Raw genomic sequence first — 14,748 nt, forward strand, 5'->3', positions numbered from 1 at the left:
GCGATGACCGACATCACCACTTCCACACCCCACGGAGTGGAACGCGACGCGAGGCGGTACGAGAACCGCCTTCTCCTCCTTCTCTTCCTGGCCTTCGGGTTCGTCTTCTTCGACCGGCAGGCCCTGGCCTTCCTCGCCCCGTACATGGACGCGGACTTCGGGCTGTCCAACGGCGAGTTGGGCACGTTGTCCGGCGTGCTGGCGCTCACCTGGGCGGTGGCCGGGATGGTGGCCGGCCGGTTGTCCGACAGGCTCGGCCGGCGCAAGCCGATCCTCATCGCCGCCGTGGTGCTCTTCTCGGTCTTCTCGTCGGTGTCGGGTCTGATGGCGGGCTTCGCCGGACTGCTCGCCGCGCGTGCCCTCATGGGGACAGCCGAGGGGGCGGTGCTCCCGATGGCGCAATCCCTCATGGTGGAGGCGTCCCGGGAAAGCCGGCGCGGGTTGAACATGGGCCTGCTGCAGGGCTCGTCCGCCGGTCTGCTCGGCGGCATCGTGGCCCCGGTCGTCGTGGTGTGGATCGCCGAATCGTACGGCTGGCGCACCGCGTTCTACGTCACCATCGTCCCCGGGCTGGTGATCGTCGCGCTGATCGCCAAGTTCGTCCGGGAGCGGCCGCCACTGATCAGGACCGCACCGGAGGCCGTACGGGACAGCGCCGCCGGACAGCCCAAGCTCGCGCTGAAGGACGTGCTCAGGCAACGGAACGTGGTGATCTGCATGCTGATCGCCTGCTGCTACCTGACGTGGTTCGTCACCCTCATCACGTTCACCCCCACCTACCTGACCGAGGTCAAGGGGTTCGCGCCGGGCACCATGAGCGGCGTCATGACCTGCCTCGGCGTGGCCTGGGTGCTCTGGGGCTTCGCCACTCCCGGCATCTCCGACCGGATCGGCCGCAAGCCGGCGCTCATCGGCTTCACCGCCCTCGCGGTGCTCTGCCCCATCGCGATCGTCTACGTCTCCAGCCCGGCGCTGCTCGGCCTGATCATGATCTTCACCTACACCGGGCTGGGGTGCTTCACGCTGTTCATGGCCACGATCCCGGCAGAGACCGTGCCGCCCGGCACGCTGGCCACGGCCCTCGGCCTGATCATGGGCGTGGGGGAGCTCGCAGGCGGATTCCTCGGCCCGGTGATCTCGGGGTGGGCCTCCGACCTGTGGGGTCTGCAGACCGCGATGTTCATCGCGGCAGGCGGCGCGCTGATCGTCGTCCTGCTCTCGTTCGGCCTGCGGGAGACGGCTCCGGCCGTGCTGCGCCGCAGGGCGGCCGCAGAGGTGACCCGGTGAACGGCGCGGCGGGCGCCGAGGCGGGCGTCCGGGCGGGGGATCACGGACCGGGCCGGCCGGACGACCTCGTGCGGGCCGCCGTCTGGTACGGGGCGCGGGACGTCCGGGTCGTCGACGTGGCCGTCCGCGCCCCCGGCCCCGGAGAGGTCACCCTCGCGGTCGCCTACTGCGGCATCTGCGGTAGCGACCTGCACGAGTACGCCGACGGGCCGCACGCCATCCCCGTGACCCACCCCCATCCCGAGTCGGGGGCGACCGCGCCGCTCGTCCTCGGCCACGAGTTCTGCGGCACGATCACCGAGGTCGGCCCGGGAGTGCCGGGCCTGGCGCCCGGCGACCGGGTCGCGGTGGAGCCGCACTACCGCTGCGGCACCTGCCCTCGCTGCCGGAACGGCGAGTACAACATCTGCCGCCACTTCGGCTTCGCGGGGCTCATGGGCGACGGTGGAATGGCGGAGCGCGCGACCGTGCCCGCCTACATGCTGCACCGCCTGCCCGACACGGTCTCCCTGGAGCAGGCGGCCGTGTTCGAACCGGCGGCCGTCGCCCTGCACGCGCTGCGCCGGTCGAGTCTGCGGGCGGGCGAGACGGTCGCGGTGGTCGGCCTCGGTCCGATCGGCCTGCTCATCGTGATGTTGGCGGTACGGGAGGGCGCGGGCCGGGTGATCGTCGCCGATCTCTCCCCGGCGCGACTCGACCTGGCCCGCCGGCTCGGCGCGACCGACCTCGTACGGGCGGGAGAACGCGATGCCGTACCCGGCCTGATGCGGCGGGCGGCCGGAGGCGAGGGCGCGGACGTGGCGTTCGAGGTGGTCGGCTCGGAAGGCACGCTGCGCACCTGCCTGGACGCGACCAGGAGCGGTGGCAGGGTCGTGCTGGTCGGGCTCGCCGGGACGGTGAGCGTCGACGCGTTCGCGCTGGTGAACAGGGAGCAGTCGATCACCGCAACGGTCGGTTATCGGGACGTCTATCCCGACCTGATCCGGTTGGTCGAGGAGGGCGTGGACCTCACGGCGATCGTCACCTCGACCATCGCCCTGCGAGACGTCGTCCGTGACGGGTTCGAGGCCCTGCTGGGCGGCGGCGATCAGATCAAGGTTCTGGTGCGGCCAGGCGAAGGGAGCACACGCACGTGACCGATCAGTTCACGTCCACGGCATTCCGCGGCGACCTGTTCGCCGGCCGTACGGCGTTCGTCACCGGGGGGACGTCGGGGATCGGGGCGGCGACGGCCACCCTGCTCGCCGCGCTCGGCGCCGACGTCGTGGCCCTCGGCCTGACGTCCGGGGCCGCCGGCGAGCTGCCGGCCCATCCGCGCGTCCGCGTGGTCGAGCACGACGTTCTCGACCGGGACGGTCTGGCCCGGCTCGTCCGCGCGGAGCCGGAGATCGGGATACTGGTGAACTGCGCGGGCGTCAGCCACGACCGCGAGGAGTATGACCTGGAGCGGTGGCGGCGCGTGATCGACGTCAACCTGACCGCCACCATGGTCGCCTGCGAGGCCGCGCGGCCGCACCTGGCGAAGACGGGCGGCTGTGTCGTGAACGCCTCCTCCATGTTCGCCTTCTTCGGCAGCAGGGACCGGCCGGCGTACAGCGCGAGCAAGGGAGGGATCTCCCAGCTCACCCGGTCGCTCGCGGCGGAGTACGCGGCCGAGGGCGTCCGCGTGAACGCGGTCGCGCCGGGGTTCGTGGAGACTCGGCTCGCCCGGGGCCTGCTCGACGACTCGCGGGCCGCGGCGGAGGTGCTGGCCCGCATTCCTCTGGGACGGTACGGCAGACCGGGCGACGTCGCCACGGTGATCGCGTTCCTGTGCTCGCCCGCCGCGTCGTACATCACGGGGACGGTGCTTCCGGTGGACGGGGGTTACCTGTGCGTCTGATTCCGGACATACTGCTGCGCTAAGGAGCGTCCGGCAAATGCCGCCCGTCGTGAGCTGGGCCACGAGCAGCAGGGCTTGATTTGTCAGGCGACCCAAGGCATGAAGCGGTAAGGAGATCTGTGATGCCCGCGAACGCCGTCTCCGTGATCTCCCGGGCGACGACGGAGAACGTCGCGCCCGCGGAGCGGATCGACTACTGGGAAGAGTACAACCGCAAGACGCTGGTGGGCCTTTCCTGCCGGTCCTACTCCGACCGCGGCCTGCTGGCCAGGCAGATCAACATCCGGCTCGGCGACGTACGGCTCGCGGACATCGCGGGCAACGCGCACGTGATCGAGCGGACCCCGCAGATGGCGAGGTCCACGCCGAAGGACTCGGTCTTCGCCAGCCTGCTGCTCAGGGGCGACGCGGTCTTCCTGCACGAGAGCGGCTGCGTGTCCGCGTCGGCCGGCGACCTGCTGGTCTACGACACGCGCAAGCCGTACCTCTTCGGCTTCTCTTCGTCGATGCGGCAGATCCTGGTGGACATCCCGCACGACCTGTTCGACGAGGCATGCCGGCCCGGCGGCGTTCCGGTGCCGATGCTCTTCGGCCGGGGCGGCGCGCACGAGGGCGCGCTCATGTCGCGCCTGCGCTCGCTGCTCGGCGACCTCGTCGCGATGCGCGGCGGCGACGGCCCGGAGGAGACGCAGCGAGCCGTGCTCGGGTTGATCCGCCTGCTCGCGCTGGAGCGGTCCGGGGGATCGACTCCCTCCGCGGCCCAGCTCGTCATCGCCAAGGAGCACATCGAGAGACACCTGCACGACCCGCGACTGAACGCCGCGGAGGTCGCCCGCGTCCTCGGGATCTCGGTGCGGCAGCTCGCCCGGATCTTCGAGGCGGCCGGCACGACCCCGGCCCGTTACATCCTGGAACGCCGGCTTCAGCGGGCCAGCGCCGAACTCGGCGAGCCCCGGGCGGAGGATACGCGGATCGCCGACGTCGCCTACCGGTGGGGGTTCTCCAGCCAGGCCCATTTCGCCCGGGTCTTCCGCAACCGGTTCGGGCGCACTCCGAGTGAGGTGCGGGAGGCCGCACGGGAGCGTCTCGCCGGCTGACCGGGATCGGCGCGCATCGGCCTGAGCCGGGTGCGGGCGGAGAAGCCGAAGCCCCCGCCGATCGATCGGCGGGGGCTTCGGGGCAAGGAACTCAGTTGCCGCGCTTGGCGCGGGCGGCGGCGCGGCCACGGCTGGCCGCGTCGAGGACGACCTTGCGGATGCGCACGGTCTCCGAGGTGATCTCCACGCACTCGTCGTCGCGGATGAACTCCAGGGCCTGCTCCAGGGACAGGACGCGCGGCGGGATCACCTTCTCGGTCTCCTCGCTGGTGGAGGAGCGCATGTTGGTGAGCTTCTTCTCCTTGGTGATGTTCACGTCCATGTCGTCGGAGCGGGAGTTCTCTCCGATGATCATGCCCTCGTACACCTCGGTGCCGGGGGAGACGAACAGCGTGCCGCGCTCCTGCAGGTTGAGCATGGCGAACGCGGTGACCTGGCCCGCGCGGTCGGCGACCAGCGAGCCGTTGTTGCGGGTGCGCAGGTCACCGAACCACGGCTCGTACGTCTCGAACACGTGGTGCACGAGGCCGGTGCCGCGGGTCTCGGTGAGGAACTCGGTGCGGAAGCCGATCAGGCCGCGGGCCGGCACCAGGAACTCCATGCGGATCCAGCCGGTGCCGTGGTTGGTCATGTGCTCCATGCGGCCCTTCCGTACGGCCAGGAGCTGGGTGACGGCGCCAAGGTACTCCTCGGGGCAGTCGACCGTGAGGCGCTCGACCGGCTCGTGCACCTTGCCGTCGACGACCTTGGTCACGACCTGCGGCTTGCCGACCGTCAGCTCGTAGCCCTCGCGGCGCATCTGCTCCACGAGGATCGCCAGGGCCAGCTCGCCGCGGCCCTGCACCTCCCAGGCGTCCGGGCTCTCGGTGGGCAGCACGCGCAGCGAGACGTTGCCGACCAGCTCCTTGTCGAGGCGGTCCTTCACGAGGCGGGCGGTGACCTTGGCCCCCTTGACCTTGCCGACCAGCGGGCTGGTGTTGGTGCCGATCGTCATGGAGATCGCCGGCTCGTCGACCGTGATCAGCGGCAGCGGGCGCGGGTCGTCCGGGTCGGCCAGCGTCTCACCGATCATGATGTCCGGGATGCCGGCGATCGCGATGATGTCGCCGGGCCCGGCCTCCTCGGCGGGCTTGCGCTCCAGCGCCTCGGTCATCAGCAGCTCGGAGATCTTGACGCGCTGCACGCTGCCGTCGGTGCGGCACCACGCGACCTGCTGGCCCTTGCGGATCGTGCCCTGGTGGACGCGGCACAGCGCGATACGGCCCAGGTAACTGGAGGCGTCGAGGTTGGTGACGTGGGCCTGGAGCGGCGCGGAGGGGTCGTAGACCGGCGCCGGGATCGTGTTCTTGATCGTCTCGAACAGCGGCTCCAGATCGGAGGAGTCCGGCATGCCGCCGTCGGCGGGGCGCTCCAGCGAGGCCCGTCCGGCCTTGGCCGAGGCGTACACGATCGGGAAGTCGATCTGCTCCTCGGTGGCGTCGAGGTCGATGAACAGCTCGTACACCTCGTCGACGACCTCGGCGATGCGGGCGTCCGGCCGGTCCACCTTGTTGATGCACAGGATCACCGGCATCTTCGCGGCGAGCGCCTTGCGCAGCACGAAGCGGGTCTGCGGCAGCGGGCCCTCGGAGGCGTCCACCAGCAGCACCACGCCGTCCACCATCGACAGGCCGCGCTCGACCTCGCCGCCGAAGTCGGCGTGGCCGGGAGTGTCGATGATGTTCAGGGTCATGCCGCCGTGCCGGACCGCGGTGTTCTTCGCGAGGATGGTGATCCCCTTCTCGCGCTCCAGGTCGTTGGAGTCCATGACCCGCTCGTCGACGTCCTGGTTGGCCCGGAACGCGCCGGACTGCCACAGCATCGCGTCTACCAGCGTGGTCTTGCCGTGGTCGACGTGCGCGATGATCGCGATGTTCCGCAGGTCGTCGCGGGTGTTCATAGGCATAGTGAAGTCTCGCTCTGGTTCGTCGGGGTGTCGTCCGCGTCCCGGGACCGAAGCGAGACGCACATCCGCCGCATGACACGGCTAAGCCATTTTAGTTGATCCCGATCGCCGCCACACGCCGCCGCCGTACGGGACCCTCGATGGGAACGCCTTCGCCGCGAGTCGCATTCCATCCTGCCTAAAAGCGCGGCGTTCGGGCAGTTGAGTCGGCTGTGACGGATGAAGGTCTCGTCCTGCTGATCGCCTGGGCGGAGTTACTGGTGCCGATTCTCGTCCTCGCCTACCTCCTGCTGCGGCGGCGCACATGATCCCGTCGGCTCGGCTGGCGACGCTCGCCCTCCTCACGGCACTCCTGCTGTCCGCCTGCGTCAGCCCGGCGTGGGACGACCACGACTACGCGCTCAAGGCCGGGAAGACGGCCGAGTCGGCCGTCTCGGCCCTGCGGTTCGCCCGCTCCGCCGTGGCGTACCGGGACCGGATGACCGGGCCGTACGCCGAGGTCGTGCTGACCGAGGCGGTGCAGGACCTGAGCAGCGTGAACGACCAGTTCGGCGGCGTGCAGCCGCCCTCGGACGCCTCCGACCGGATCAGGGACGAGGTGCTGCGCCTCACCGAGAAGGCCGAGGGCGAGGTGGAGGACCTGCTCATCGAGGCGCGCCGCGACGGGGTGAAGGATCCGGAGGCGGCCGCACGGGAGCTGGACAGGCTCGCGAGCGAGCTGAGCGACTTCGCGGAGAAGCACAAGTGAAGAAACTGATCGCGGTCACGCTCGGCATCCTGACGGCCTTCGGCGGCTTCGTGGACATCGGCGACCTGGTGGCCAACGCCGTCGTGGGGTCGAGGTTCGGGATGTCCCTCGCCTGGGTGGTGGTCGTCGGCATCATCGGGATCTGCGTCTTCGCCGAGATGTCCGGCAGGATCGCGGCGGTGTCGCAACGGCCGGTCTTCGACCTCGTCCGCGAGCGCATGGGCCCCCGCGCCGGTCTGGTCAACCTCGGCGCGTCGTTCTTCATCAACGTGCTCACGCTCGCGGCCGAGATCGGCGGCGCCGCGCTCGCGCTGGAGCTGGCGACCGGGCTCAACTACCTGCTGTGGGTGCCGCCCGTGGCTCTGGTCGCCTGGCTGGTCATGTGGCGGGTGAAGTTCGAGACCATGGAGCGCGTCTTCGGGCTGGCAGGGCTCGCGCTCGTGGTGTTCATCGTGGCGCTGTGGCAGCTCGGGCCCGACTGGGGCGAGCTGACCACGCAGCTCGTCCAGCCGCCGCAGGACGAGGGCGTGCCGACCTACCTCTACTACGCGATCGCGCTGCTCGGCGGGGCGATGACGCCGTACGAGGTGTTCTTCTTCTCCTCCGGCGGCGTCGAGGAGAAGTGGACGCGCAAGGATCTGGTGACCGCGCGGGCCAACGTGTTCGTCGGCTTCCCCCTCGGCGGTGTGCTGTCGCTGACCATCGCGGCGTGCGCGGCGACCGTCTTCATGCCGGCCGAAGCCGAGCCCGACTCGCTCGGACAGATGGTGCTCCCGGTCGCCGAAGGACTGGGCAAGATCGGGCTCGGCGTGGTGATCCTCGGGGTGTTCGCGGCCACGTTCGGCGCGACGCTGGAGACCGCCCTGTCGTCCGGCTACTCGCTGAGCCAGTATTTCGGCTGGCAGTGGGGCAAGTACGTGGTGCCTGGCCGGGCCGCCCGGTTCCACGTGACGGTGCTGGCCTCGGTGATCGTCGCGACCGCGCTGATCCTCACCACCATCGACCCGATCAAGGTGACCGAGTATTCGCTGGTCTTCTCGGCCGCGGCCCTTCCGCTCACCTACCTGCCGGTTCTCATGATCGCCAACGATCCCGACTACATGGGGGAGAAGGTCAACGGCAGATTCAGCAACGTGCTGGGAAGTTTCTACATGGTGCTGCTTCTCGTCGTGGCGGTCGCGGCCATCCCCCTGATGCTCGCGACCAAGGCGGGGCAGTGACGGCGCCGCACGAGGAGGTGAGGGGTCAATGAGTGAGCGAAGCGAGCGAATCAATGAGCACAGCAGAATCTCGCGAACGCGAGCCCGAGCCGCCAGGCGAGGGATGGCATGAGTGAGCCGGCACGGGTGCTGCACGCCCGCCTGCATCTGCTCGACCGGCAGGTCGTCAGGGAGAGCGACGACCGCCTGCTGTGCAAGGTGGACGACCTGGAGGTGCAGCCGGGCGACCGGCCGTACGTCACCGCGATCCTGTCCGGGCCGCTGGCGCTCGGCCCGCGGCTGGGCGGCCTGCCGGGATGGCTGATGACGGAGACCGACCGCCTCTTCCGAGGGGAGGAGCGGCCGGGGCCGTACCGCATCGAGATGAGCGTGGTGACCGAGATCGGCAGCGCCGTACGGGTGGCCGGCCACCGGCAGGACCTGGCGCTGGAGCGCTGGCTGACCAGGAACGTCGTCAGCCGCATTCCGGGGGCGGCCGGTACGGAGGAGCAGGATGCCCCGGAAAGGACCCTTCGGGTGCGGGAGAGATGGGAGGACAGGCCGGACACCATGCGGCTCGGCGGACTGCTCGGCCGCACCGTCCGCGGTCCGTCGGGGGAGGTCGCGGGCGACACGGTGGACGTCCGTCTCGTCCAGGACGGGCCGCTGCTGGCCGAGGTCCAGCAGGCGTTCCGGCTGGCCGGGCTACTGATCGCCCGGCGGCGTGCCGGGCAGCTCTTCGGGTACGAGCGCGGCCCCGGGCTGTGGCGGCCGTCGCTGCTCGGCGCCCTCGTGCGGCGCATGCACGGCGAGATCCGGTACGCCGAATGGGACCAGATCGAGTCACTCGACGATGAGGAGGTCAGGCTGGGGGTCGCCTGGGACCGGCTGCGCTCGACGGCCGACCTCTGAGAGATCCCCGTCGCACAGGGGGTGAAGTGGTGGGAAATAAGGTCGGGGGCATGGCTCTCGCTGCTGCTTTCGGAGCGATGCTGCGCACGGCGGACGGTGTCCGCATCGACGCGGCGCACACGCCCAACGGCTCACTCGATCTCGGCATCGTCGTCGCACACGGTTTCACCGGAACGTGGAGAGGGCCGGACACCCGGCGCATCGTGCACGTCCTGTCGAAGTTCGGCGGCGTGGTGTCGTTCGACTTCCGGGGGCACGGACGCTCCGCCGGCCAGTCCACGGTGGGCGACCTGGAGGTCCTCGACGTGGACGCGGCGGTCAAGCACGCCCGCGCGATCGGCTACCGCCGGATCGCCACGATCGGCTTCTCGATGGGCGCCGCCGTGGTCGTGCGGCACGCCGCGCTGCACGGGGGCGTGGACCGGGTGGTGTCGGTGAGCGGCCCGGCCCGCTGGTACTACCGCGGCACCAAGCCGATGCGCCAGGTCCACTGGGCGATCGAACGCTGGCACGGGCGGCTGGCGGCCCGGCTGGTCAAGCGCACCAGGATCGCGGGCGGCGGATGGGATCCCGTTCCGCTCCCGCCGTACGAGGCGGCGGCCCTGGTCGCGCCCACGCCGCTGCTGATCGTCCACGGCGACAGCGACCCTTTCTTCCCCATCGAGCATGCCTACCAGTTGTACGAGTGCGCCGGCGAGCCGAAGGAGTTGTGGATCGAGCCCGGCTACGGCCACGCGGAGGCGGCGGCCACCCCCGGCCTGGTCCGAAAAATTGGTCACTGGATTTCGCGAACCAAAACCCCATAAGGGTCGTCTATGAGGGTTGTGCGGATCCGGAACCCCTCCAGCCGCGCCGCCGATTGGGGATCGGCGCACACCCTCACCCGGGTGTGGCCCAGCGTCGCGGGGGCGCGCTGGGCGGTTTCACCGGCCCGGTACGGCACGCACGCCGTACCGGGCCGGAGGGACGCGTTCGGCCCACGCGTTCCGCCGGAACGCGTTCAGCCCAGGCGGGCGATCGACTTGGTCTCCAAGTAGGCCGACAGGCCCTCGGGGCCGAGCTCCCGGCCGAGGCCGCTGGCCTTGAAGCCGCCGAACGGCGTGTTCGGATCGAGCGTGTGCATCATGTTGACGCCGTACGTGCCCGTGCGCACCCGGCGGGCGACGTCCATCCCGCGCTCGGTGTCGGCCGTCCAGACCGAGCCCGACAGGCCGTAGTCGCTGTCGTTGGCGATCCGCACCGCGTCCGCCTCGTCCTCGAACGGGATCACCGCCAGCACCGGGCCGAAGATCTCCTCACGGGCGATGCGCATGTCGTTGGTGGCCCCGGCGAAGACGGTCGGGGCGACGTACCAGCCCCGGTCGTACGGCCGGTCGAGGCCTCCGACGACGGGCTTGGCGCCTTCCTCGATGCCCGCCCTGATGTAGCCCTCGACCCGCTCCTGCTGCCGCCTGGCCACCAGCGGCCCGATCCCGGTGGCCGGGTCGGCGGGGTCGCCCACCTGCTGGCTCGTCACCATCTCGGCGACGGCCTGGACCACCTCGTCGTACCGGTTGCGGGAGGCGAGGATGCGGGTCTGCGCGACGCACGCCTGGCCGTTGTTCATCAGCGAGGCCATCGACAGGAAGCCCATGGCCGAGGGTAGGTCGCAGTCGTCCAGGATGATCGCCGCGGACTTGCCGCCGAGTTCGAGCGTGCAGCGCTTGAGCTGCTCGCCGCAGATCGACGCGATCCTGCGGCCGGCGGCGGTCGAGCCGGTGAAGGCCACCTTGTCGACGTCCGGGTGGGAGACGAGGTGCTCGCCCGCCTCGCGGCCGGCCGCGACGATGTTGACGACCCCGGCGGGGATGCCTGCCTCCTGGATCATCTCGGCGAGCAGGTAGGAGTCGAGCGGCGTCTCGGGAGCGGGCTTGAGCACCACGGTGCAGCCCGCGACGAGCGCCGGGGCCAGCTTGGTCATGGTGACGAACTGGGGGACGTTCCAGGGGACGACGGCCGCCACCACGCCGACCGGCTCGCGTCGGACGATCATCGGGCCGAACAGGCCGGGCCGCTCCTCCTCCTCGGGGAACGTCGCCCCGAGGCCCGCGTAATACTTGAGCATGCCCAGCGGCTGCGGCGCCTGGGCGAGCTGGGAGAACGTGATCGGAGAGCCCATCTCCGTCGTGATGATCTCGGCCATCTCGGCTTGGCGCGCCTCGTAGATCTCCGCCAGCCGTCCCACGATCGCCGCGCGCTCGGCCATCGTCATCCGCGGCCAGGGCCCGTTGTCGAAGGCGTCCCTGGCGGCCGCGACGGCCCGGTCCATGTCGGCGGCGGTGCCGTCCGGCACGCGGCCGACGACCTCCTCGCTGTGGGGAGAGATCACCTCGATCGTGCCCGTGCCCGCGGGGGCCACCCAGTCGCCCCCGATGAACAGCGTGTCGTGCTGCAGCATGCCTGCCTCCTGATCGGGTGCGTCTTCGCGCACTCAGTCAGACCGAACCATGTTCTGCTCGGCCTTGGCAAGAGCCTCCGCGGTCCGGCCCGCCCGGGTGGCGCGGGCCGGACCGCGGGTCCTACGGAAGCGCCCGCCCGAGCAGGTGGGTCATCGACCGCCGGACCAGGTCCGTCCGCATCGCCTGCGTCGTCGCGCCCTCCGCGCCGAAGCCGAAGTAGACCGTGTCCTTCGTGGTGATGCCCGCGCCGTCGTCGAGCGACCGGTCGCTGCGCGCCCAGTCGTTCAGCGCGGTCGCCGAGCCCGGAGGCGGCCCGGCGACGGTCCAGCCGCCCAGGTCGTCCTCGAACGAGGTCTCCGTGAGGGTCGCGCCGTCGGCCTTGACGGCCACGTCGTCCAGCCACACGCCGAGGCCCTGCGTGCCCCAGTCGCTGATGTAGGAGATCGACACCTCGACCTTCTTGCCCGCGTACGCCGTCAGGTCGACCGACCACTGCTGCCAGCCGTTCGACGAGCCGGAGGCCGCGTGCCACGCACCGGTCGTGCCGGTGGCGGTGCAGGACGACGCGCCGTCGTACGTCTGGTAGTGGGCGGTGAACGGATGGATGTCCACCCAGCCGGCGGCGCAGCTGTCGCCGGCCTCCTGCGAGGTGTGCCCGTTGGCGTCGGGCAGCGTCGTCCAGTCGTCCTGGCCCGCCGTGTGCGCCTCGACGGTCAGGAAGTCCCAGCCCGGTTCGGTGTTGTACGACGTCCAGAACGACAGCTCGCCACTGGTCTTGCCGGTGAGGTCGATCGTCCTCGTCAGGCGCTTGTAGGACACGTCCGCCTGGCCGCTCTGCACGTCCCAGGCACCGGTGCGCGGGCTGAACGGCGATCCCGCGCCGTACTGCCACTTGAGCGGGGCAGAGCTGGCGAACTGCGGGAACCGGTCGGCCGGCAGGACCGAGGAGGTCGTGACGAACGAGGAGGTGCGGTTCTGGTTCCCGGGCGAGTCGCCGCCGTTGAGCGTGCCGGTGAAGCCGGCGAAGGCGCCGCCGGCTCCCCGCAGCGGCAGCGTGTTCCCGTCGGCGTCCTGGCCGCCGCCCTCCACGTAGGTGTAGGCGCCCAGGTAGTACTGCACGAAGTCGTTGCTCAGCGAGAGGCACGGCGGCTTGCTCAGGGTCGTGCACTCGGGTTGCGCCGGGTAGTCCGGCTCATACCAGTAGGAGCCGTTCGCGTTCTGGGCGTACAACGCGTACTTGCCGGTGGCGAGCAGCTTGCCGCCCTCGTTGAGGTAGTCGCGGAACGCCAGCTCCAGAGCCTCGGCCAGGTTGGCGGCGGTGCCGCCGGGCTGCCCGGACGCGCGGGGGATGATGTCGTCGCCGGTCTCCCAGACCACGGCCTTGTAGTGGCTGAGAACCCCGAGCGGGTGGGGCGCCTTGCGGCCGTTCTTGTCCACGTCGTACACGTCGGAGGAGTAGCCGGCCTCCGCGAGCGCCTCGGCGTAGTCGTCGGCGTACTTCGCCTCCGTGACGCCCTGGGCCGGGCTGATGCCCGTGACGTCCTCCGCCGCGACGATCAGGACCTTGCCGCCGATGTCCGTGGCGACCTTGTAGGTGAACTCCTCGCTCTTCTTCGTGCGCGAGCGGAACCACACCTTCACGGTGTCGCCGGGCTTCGCGCCCTTGACCGTGCCCCTGAGCTGGTGGAAGTAGGTGTCGTAGCCGTCGCCGTACCGCTCGCCGCCCTTCCACTCGGAGGTCGGGACGGTCTTGGTGCGCCCGCCGTTGATCTGGTAGTCGAGGAACACGGGCCCGAGCTTGCGCTTGGCGTCCACCTGCACGACCTGGTCGGTGCCGTAGCTGACGTCGAACGCGTCCACGACGAAGTCGGGCACGGTGTTGCCGAGATGGCTGACCGGCTCGCTCGGGTCGAGGGCCGACTTCGCGACGTCGAGCGCGAAGGGAAGCTGCTTTTCGAACTCGGCCTGCACCAGCGCCTCGTCGTCGGGGAAGACGAAGCCGCAGCCGTCGCAGCCCTCCTCCAGCTCCGGCGTCCAGGCGAGCGTGCCGTACGCCTTGTGGGCGTGGTCGGTGGTCTCGCCGTTCGTCGTGTAGAGCTCGGCGCCGACCCCGGGGTCGAAGCCGGGGACGGCCGGCTTCTCGTCGGTGCCGGTCAGCGCCAGGTAGACGGGGTCGTCCGCGGTCTTGGTGGCGACCTGCCAGCCCTCGGGATACAGCAGAAGCGGGCCGTAGGAGTGGTAGTTGACCTGCGCCTTGAAGCGCAGCCGCTTGAGCAGGCCGTCCATGGCCCGGGTCTCGGGCTCCGACGCCGGGCCCGTGCCGCGGTAGGTCTCACTGCTGAAGACGCTGGAGGAGCCCTCTTCGTCGTACCCCCAGCGCGTGGGGAAGTTGCGGTTGGGGTCGACGCCGTCGTTGCCCGTGATCTGGCCGTCCCCGTCGTTGTCCCGGAGGTTCTTGCGCCAGAGGCGGTTGCCCTCGGTGAAGGTGAAGTCGTAGCCGTCGGGGTTGGCGACCGGCACGAACCACACCTCGGTGGTGGTCAGCAGCCGGCCGACGTCGGATGTGCCCTTGTTGGCCACCAGATACTTCAGCAGCCGCATGTCGACCTCGGTCGCGATCCACTCACGGGCGTGCTGGGTGGCCGAGTAGAGCACCGACGGCTTGACGCCGTCGGGCAGCACCCGGGCCAGCTTCGTCAGCTTCAGCGCGAGGATGTCCTTCCCCTGGACGGTCTTGCCGATCGTCTCCAGCTTCGCGATGTCCTTGTTGGCGTCCGCGATGGTCCTGAGCTGGTCGGCGATCCCGCCCTTCTCCGAGTAGGACTTCCAGACGGTGTATCCGCCGGCCGCCTGCGCCTTCGCGGCCTGCAGCTGCGTCTGGCCCTGCGGGTTGCGCACCGGCTGTGGCCGGTAGCCCAGGATCTGGAGCTTCTTGAGCTCGGCGGGGGTCGCCGTCAGTTCGACGTGCTCCTTGTCGCCCGCGATGTGCCGCTGGACGACGTCGAAGCCCTTCTGGGTCAGCGTGCCCGAGGTGCCGGGCGCGCTGTCGAGCTGGTAGAGGTCGGCTTGGTCCGTTGGGGGGAGCGGGTCGCCCTGGCCGGCCTGCGCCGGGGAGACCGGCAGCAGGAGCGCCGCGCCGAGAGCCGCGGCGGCCAGAGTCGAGACGATCTCTCGTCGGGACATCGGTGAGCCCTTCGTGGGGGGTGACGATCTCCCGAATCTCTGCCGGGGTCAAACCGC

At 70.5% G+C, this 14,748-nt stretch carries 11 protein-coding genes; 8 read left to right on the forward strand and 3 right to left on the reverse strand.

The window, feature by feature from the left end; all coding sequences use genetic code 11:
* The first annotated feature begins 3 nt into the window (after positions 1 to 3).
* From IL992_RS00990 to IL992_RS01005, 4 genes are all read left to right on the forward strand, one after another.
* Complete coding sequence (locus tag IL992_RS00990) at positions 4 to 1,287, forward strand: MFS transporter (protein ID WP_193201395.1); 1,284 nt, start codon at positions 4 to 6, stop codon at positions 1,285 to 1,287.
* A complete protein-coding gene (locus IL992_RS48155; protein WP_319018246.1) occupies positions 1,284 to 2,423 on the forward strand; it encodes a 2,3-butanediol dehydrogenase in 1,140 nt (379 codons plus the stop codon). The genes IL992_RS00990 and IL992_RS48155 overlap by 4 nt, the downstream gene beginning before the upstream one ends.
* A complete protein-coding gene (locus tag IL992_RS01000) occupies positions 2,420 to 3,169 on the forward strand; it encodes an SDR family NAD(P)-dependent oxidoreductase (protein ID WP_193201396.1) in 750 nt (249 codons plus the stop codon). Before IL992_RS48155 ends, IL992_RS01000 begins: the two co-directional genes overlap by 4 nt.
* A 122-nt stretch (positions 3,170 to 3,291) precedes the next feature.
* Positions 3,292 to 4,266, forward strand: coding sequence for a helix-turn-helix domain-containing protein (locus IL992_RS01005; protein WP_193201397.1), 975 nt, complete (start codon positions 3,292 to 3,294; stop codon positions 4,264 to 4,266).
* 91 nt (positions 4,267 to 4,357) lie between these two features.
* Here IL992_RS01005 and typA read toward each other — a convergent pair whose 3' ends face one another.
* Positions 4,358 to 6,211 (reverse strand): translational GTPase TypA, encoded by a 1,854-nt coding sequence (gene typA, locus IL992_RS01010; protein ID WP_193201398.1) that lies wholly within the window; start codon positions 6,209 to 6,211, stop codon positions 4,358 to 4,360.
* Between the two features lie 304 nt (positions 6,212 to 6,515).
* Here typA and IL992_RS01015 point away from each other — a divergent pair, with 304 nt between their 5' ends.
* The 4 genes from IL992_RS01015 (at position 6,516) to IL992_RS01030 (ending at position 9,876) form a co-directional block, all read left to right on the forward strand.
* Positions 6,516 to 6,959, forward strand: coding sequence for a hypothetical protein (locus IL992_RS01015; RefSeq protein ID WP_193201399.1), 444 nt, complete (start codon positions 6,516 to 6,518; stop codon positions 6,957 to 6,959).
* Positions 6,956 to 8,179, forward strand: a complete 1,224-nt coding sequence (locus IL992_RS01020; RefSeq protein ID WP_193201400.1) for an NRAMP family divalent metal transporter — start codon at positions 6,956 to 6,958, stop codon at positions 8,177 to 8,179. The genes IL992_RS01015 and IL992_RS01020 overlap by 4 nt, the downstream gene beginning before the upstream one ends.
* 108 nt (positions 8,180 to 8,287) lie before the next feature.
* Positions 8,288 to 9,070 (forward strand): hypothetical protein, encoded by a 783-nt coding sequence (locus IL992_RS01025; RefSeq protein WP_193201401.1) that lies wholly within the window; start codon positions 8,288 to 8,290, stop codon positions 9,068 to 9,070.
* A gap of 50 nt (positions 9,071 to 9,120) precedes the next feature.
* Positions 9,121 to 9,876, forward strand: a complete 756-nt coding sequence (locus IL992_RS01030) for an alpha/beta hydrolase (protein WP_226872047.1) — start codon at positions 9,121 to 9,123, stop codon at positions 9,874 to 9,876.
* Between the two features lie 194 nt (positions 9,877 to 10,070).
* On the opposite strand, the gene IL992_RS01035 is transcribed toward IL992_RS01030, so the two are convergent.
* Together IL992_RS01035 and IL992_RS01040 are read right to left on the reverse strand one after the other, a co-directional pair.
* Positions 10,071 to 11,507, reverse strand: a complete 1,437-nt coding sequence (locus IL992_RS01035; protein ID WP_193201402.1) for an aldehyde dehydrogenase — start codon at positions 11,505 to 11,507, stop codon at positions 10,071 to 10,073.
* Positions 11,508 to 11,628: 121 nt separating this feature from the next.
* Positions 11,629 to 14,691 (reverse strand): M14 family metallopeptidase, encoded by a 3,063-nt coding sequence (locus IL992_RS01040; RefSeq protein WP_193201403.1) that lies wholly within the window; start codon positions 14,689 to 14,691, stop codon positions 11,629 to 11,631.
* Positions 14,692 to 14,748 lie beyond the last annotated feature (57 nt).

The organism is Microbispora sitophila (assembly GCF_014892245.1).
In the GTDB taxonomy this organism is placed as follows: Bacteria; Actinomycetota; Actinomycetes; order Streptosporangiales; family Streptosporangiaceae; genus Microbispora; species Microbispora siamensis.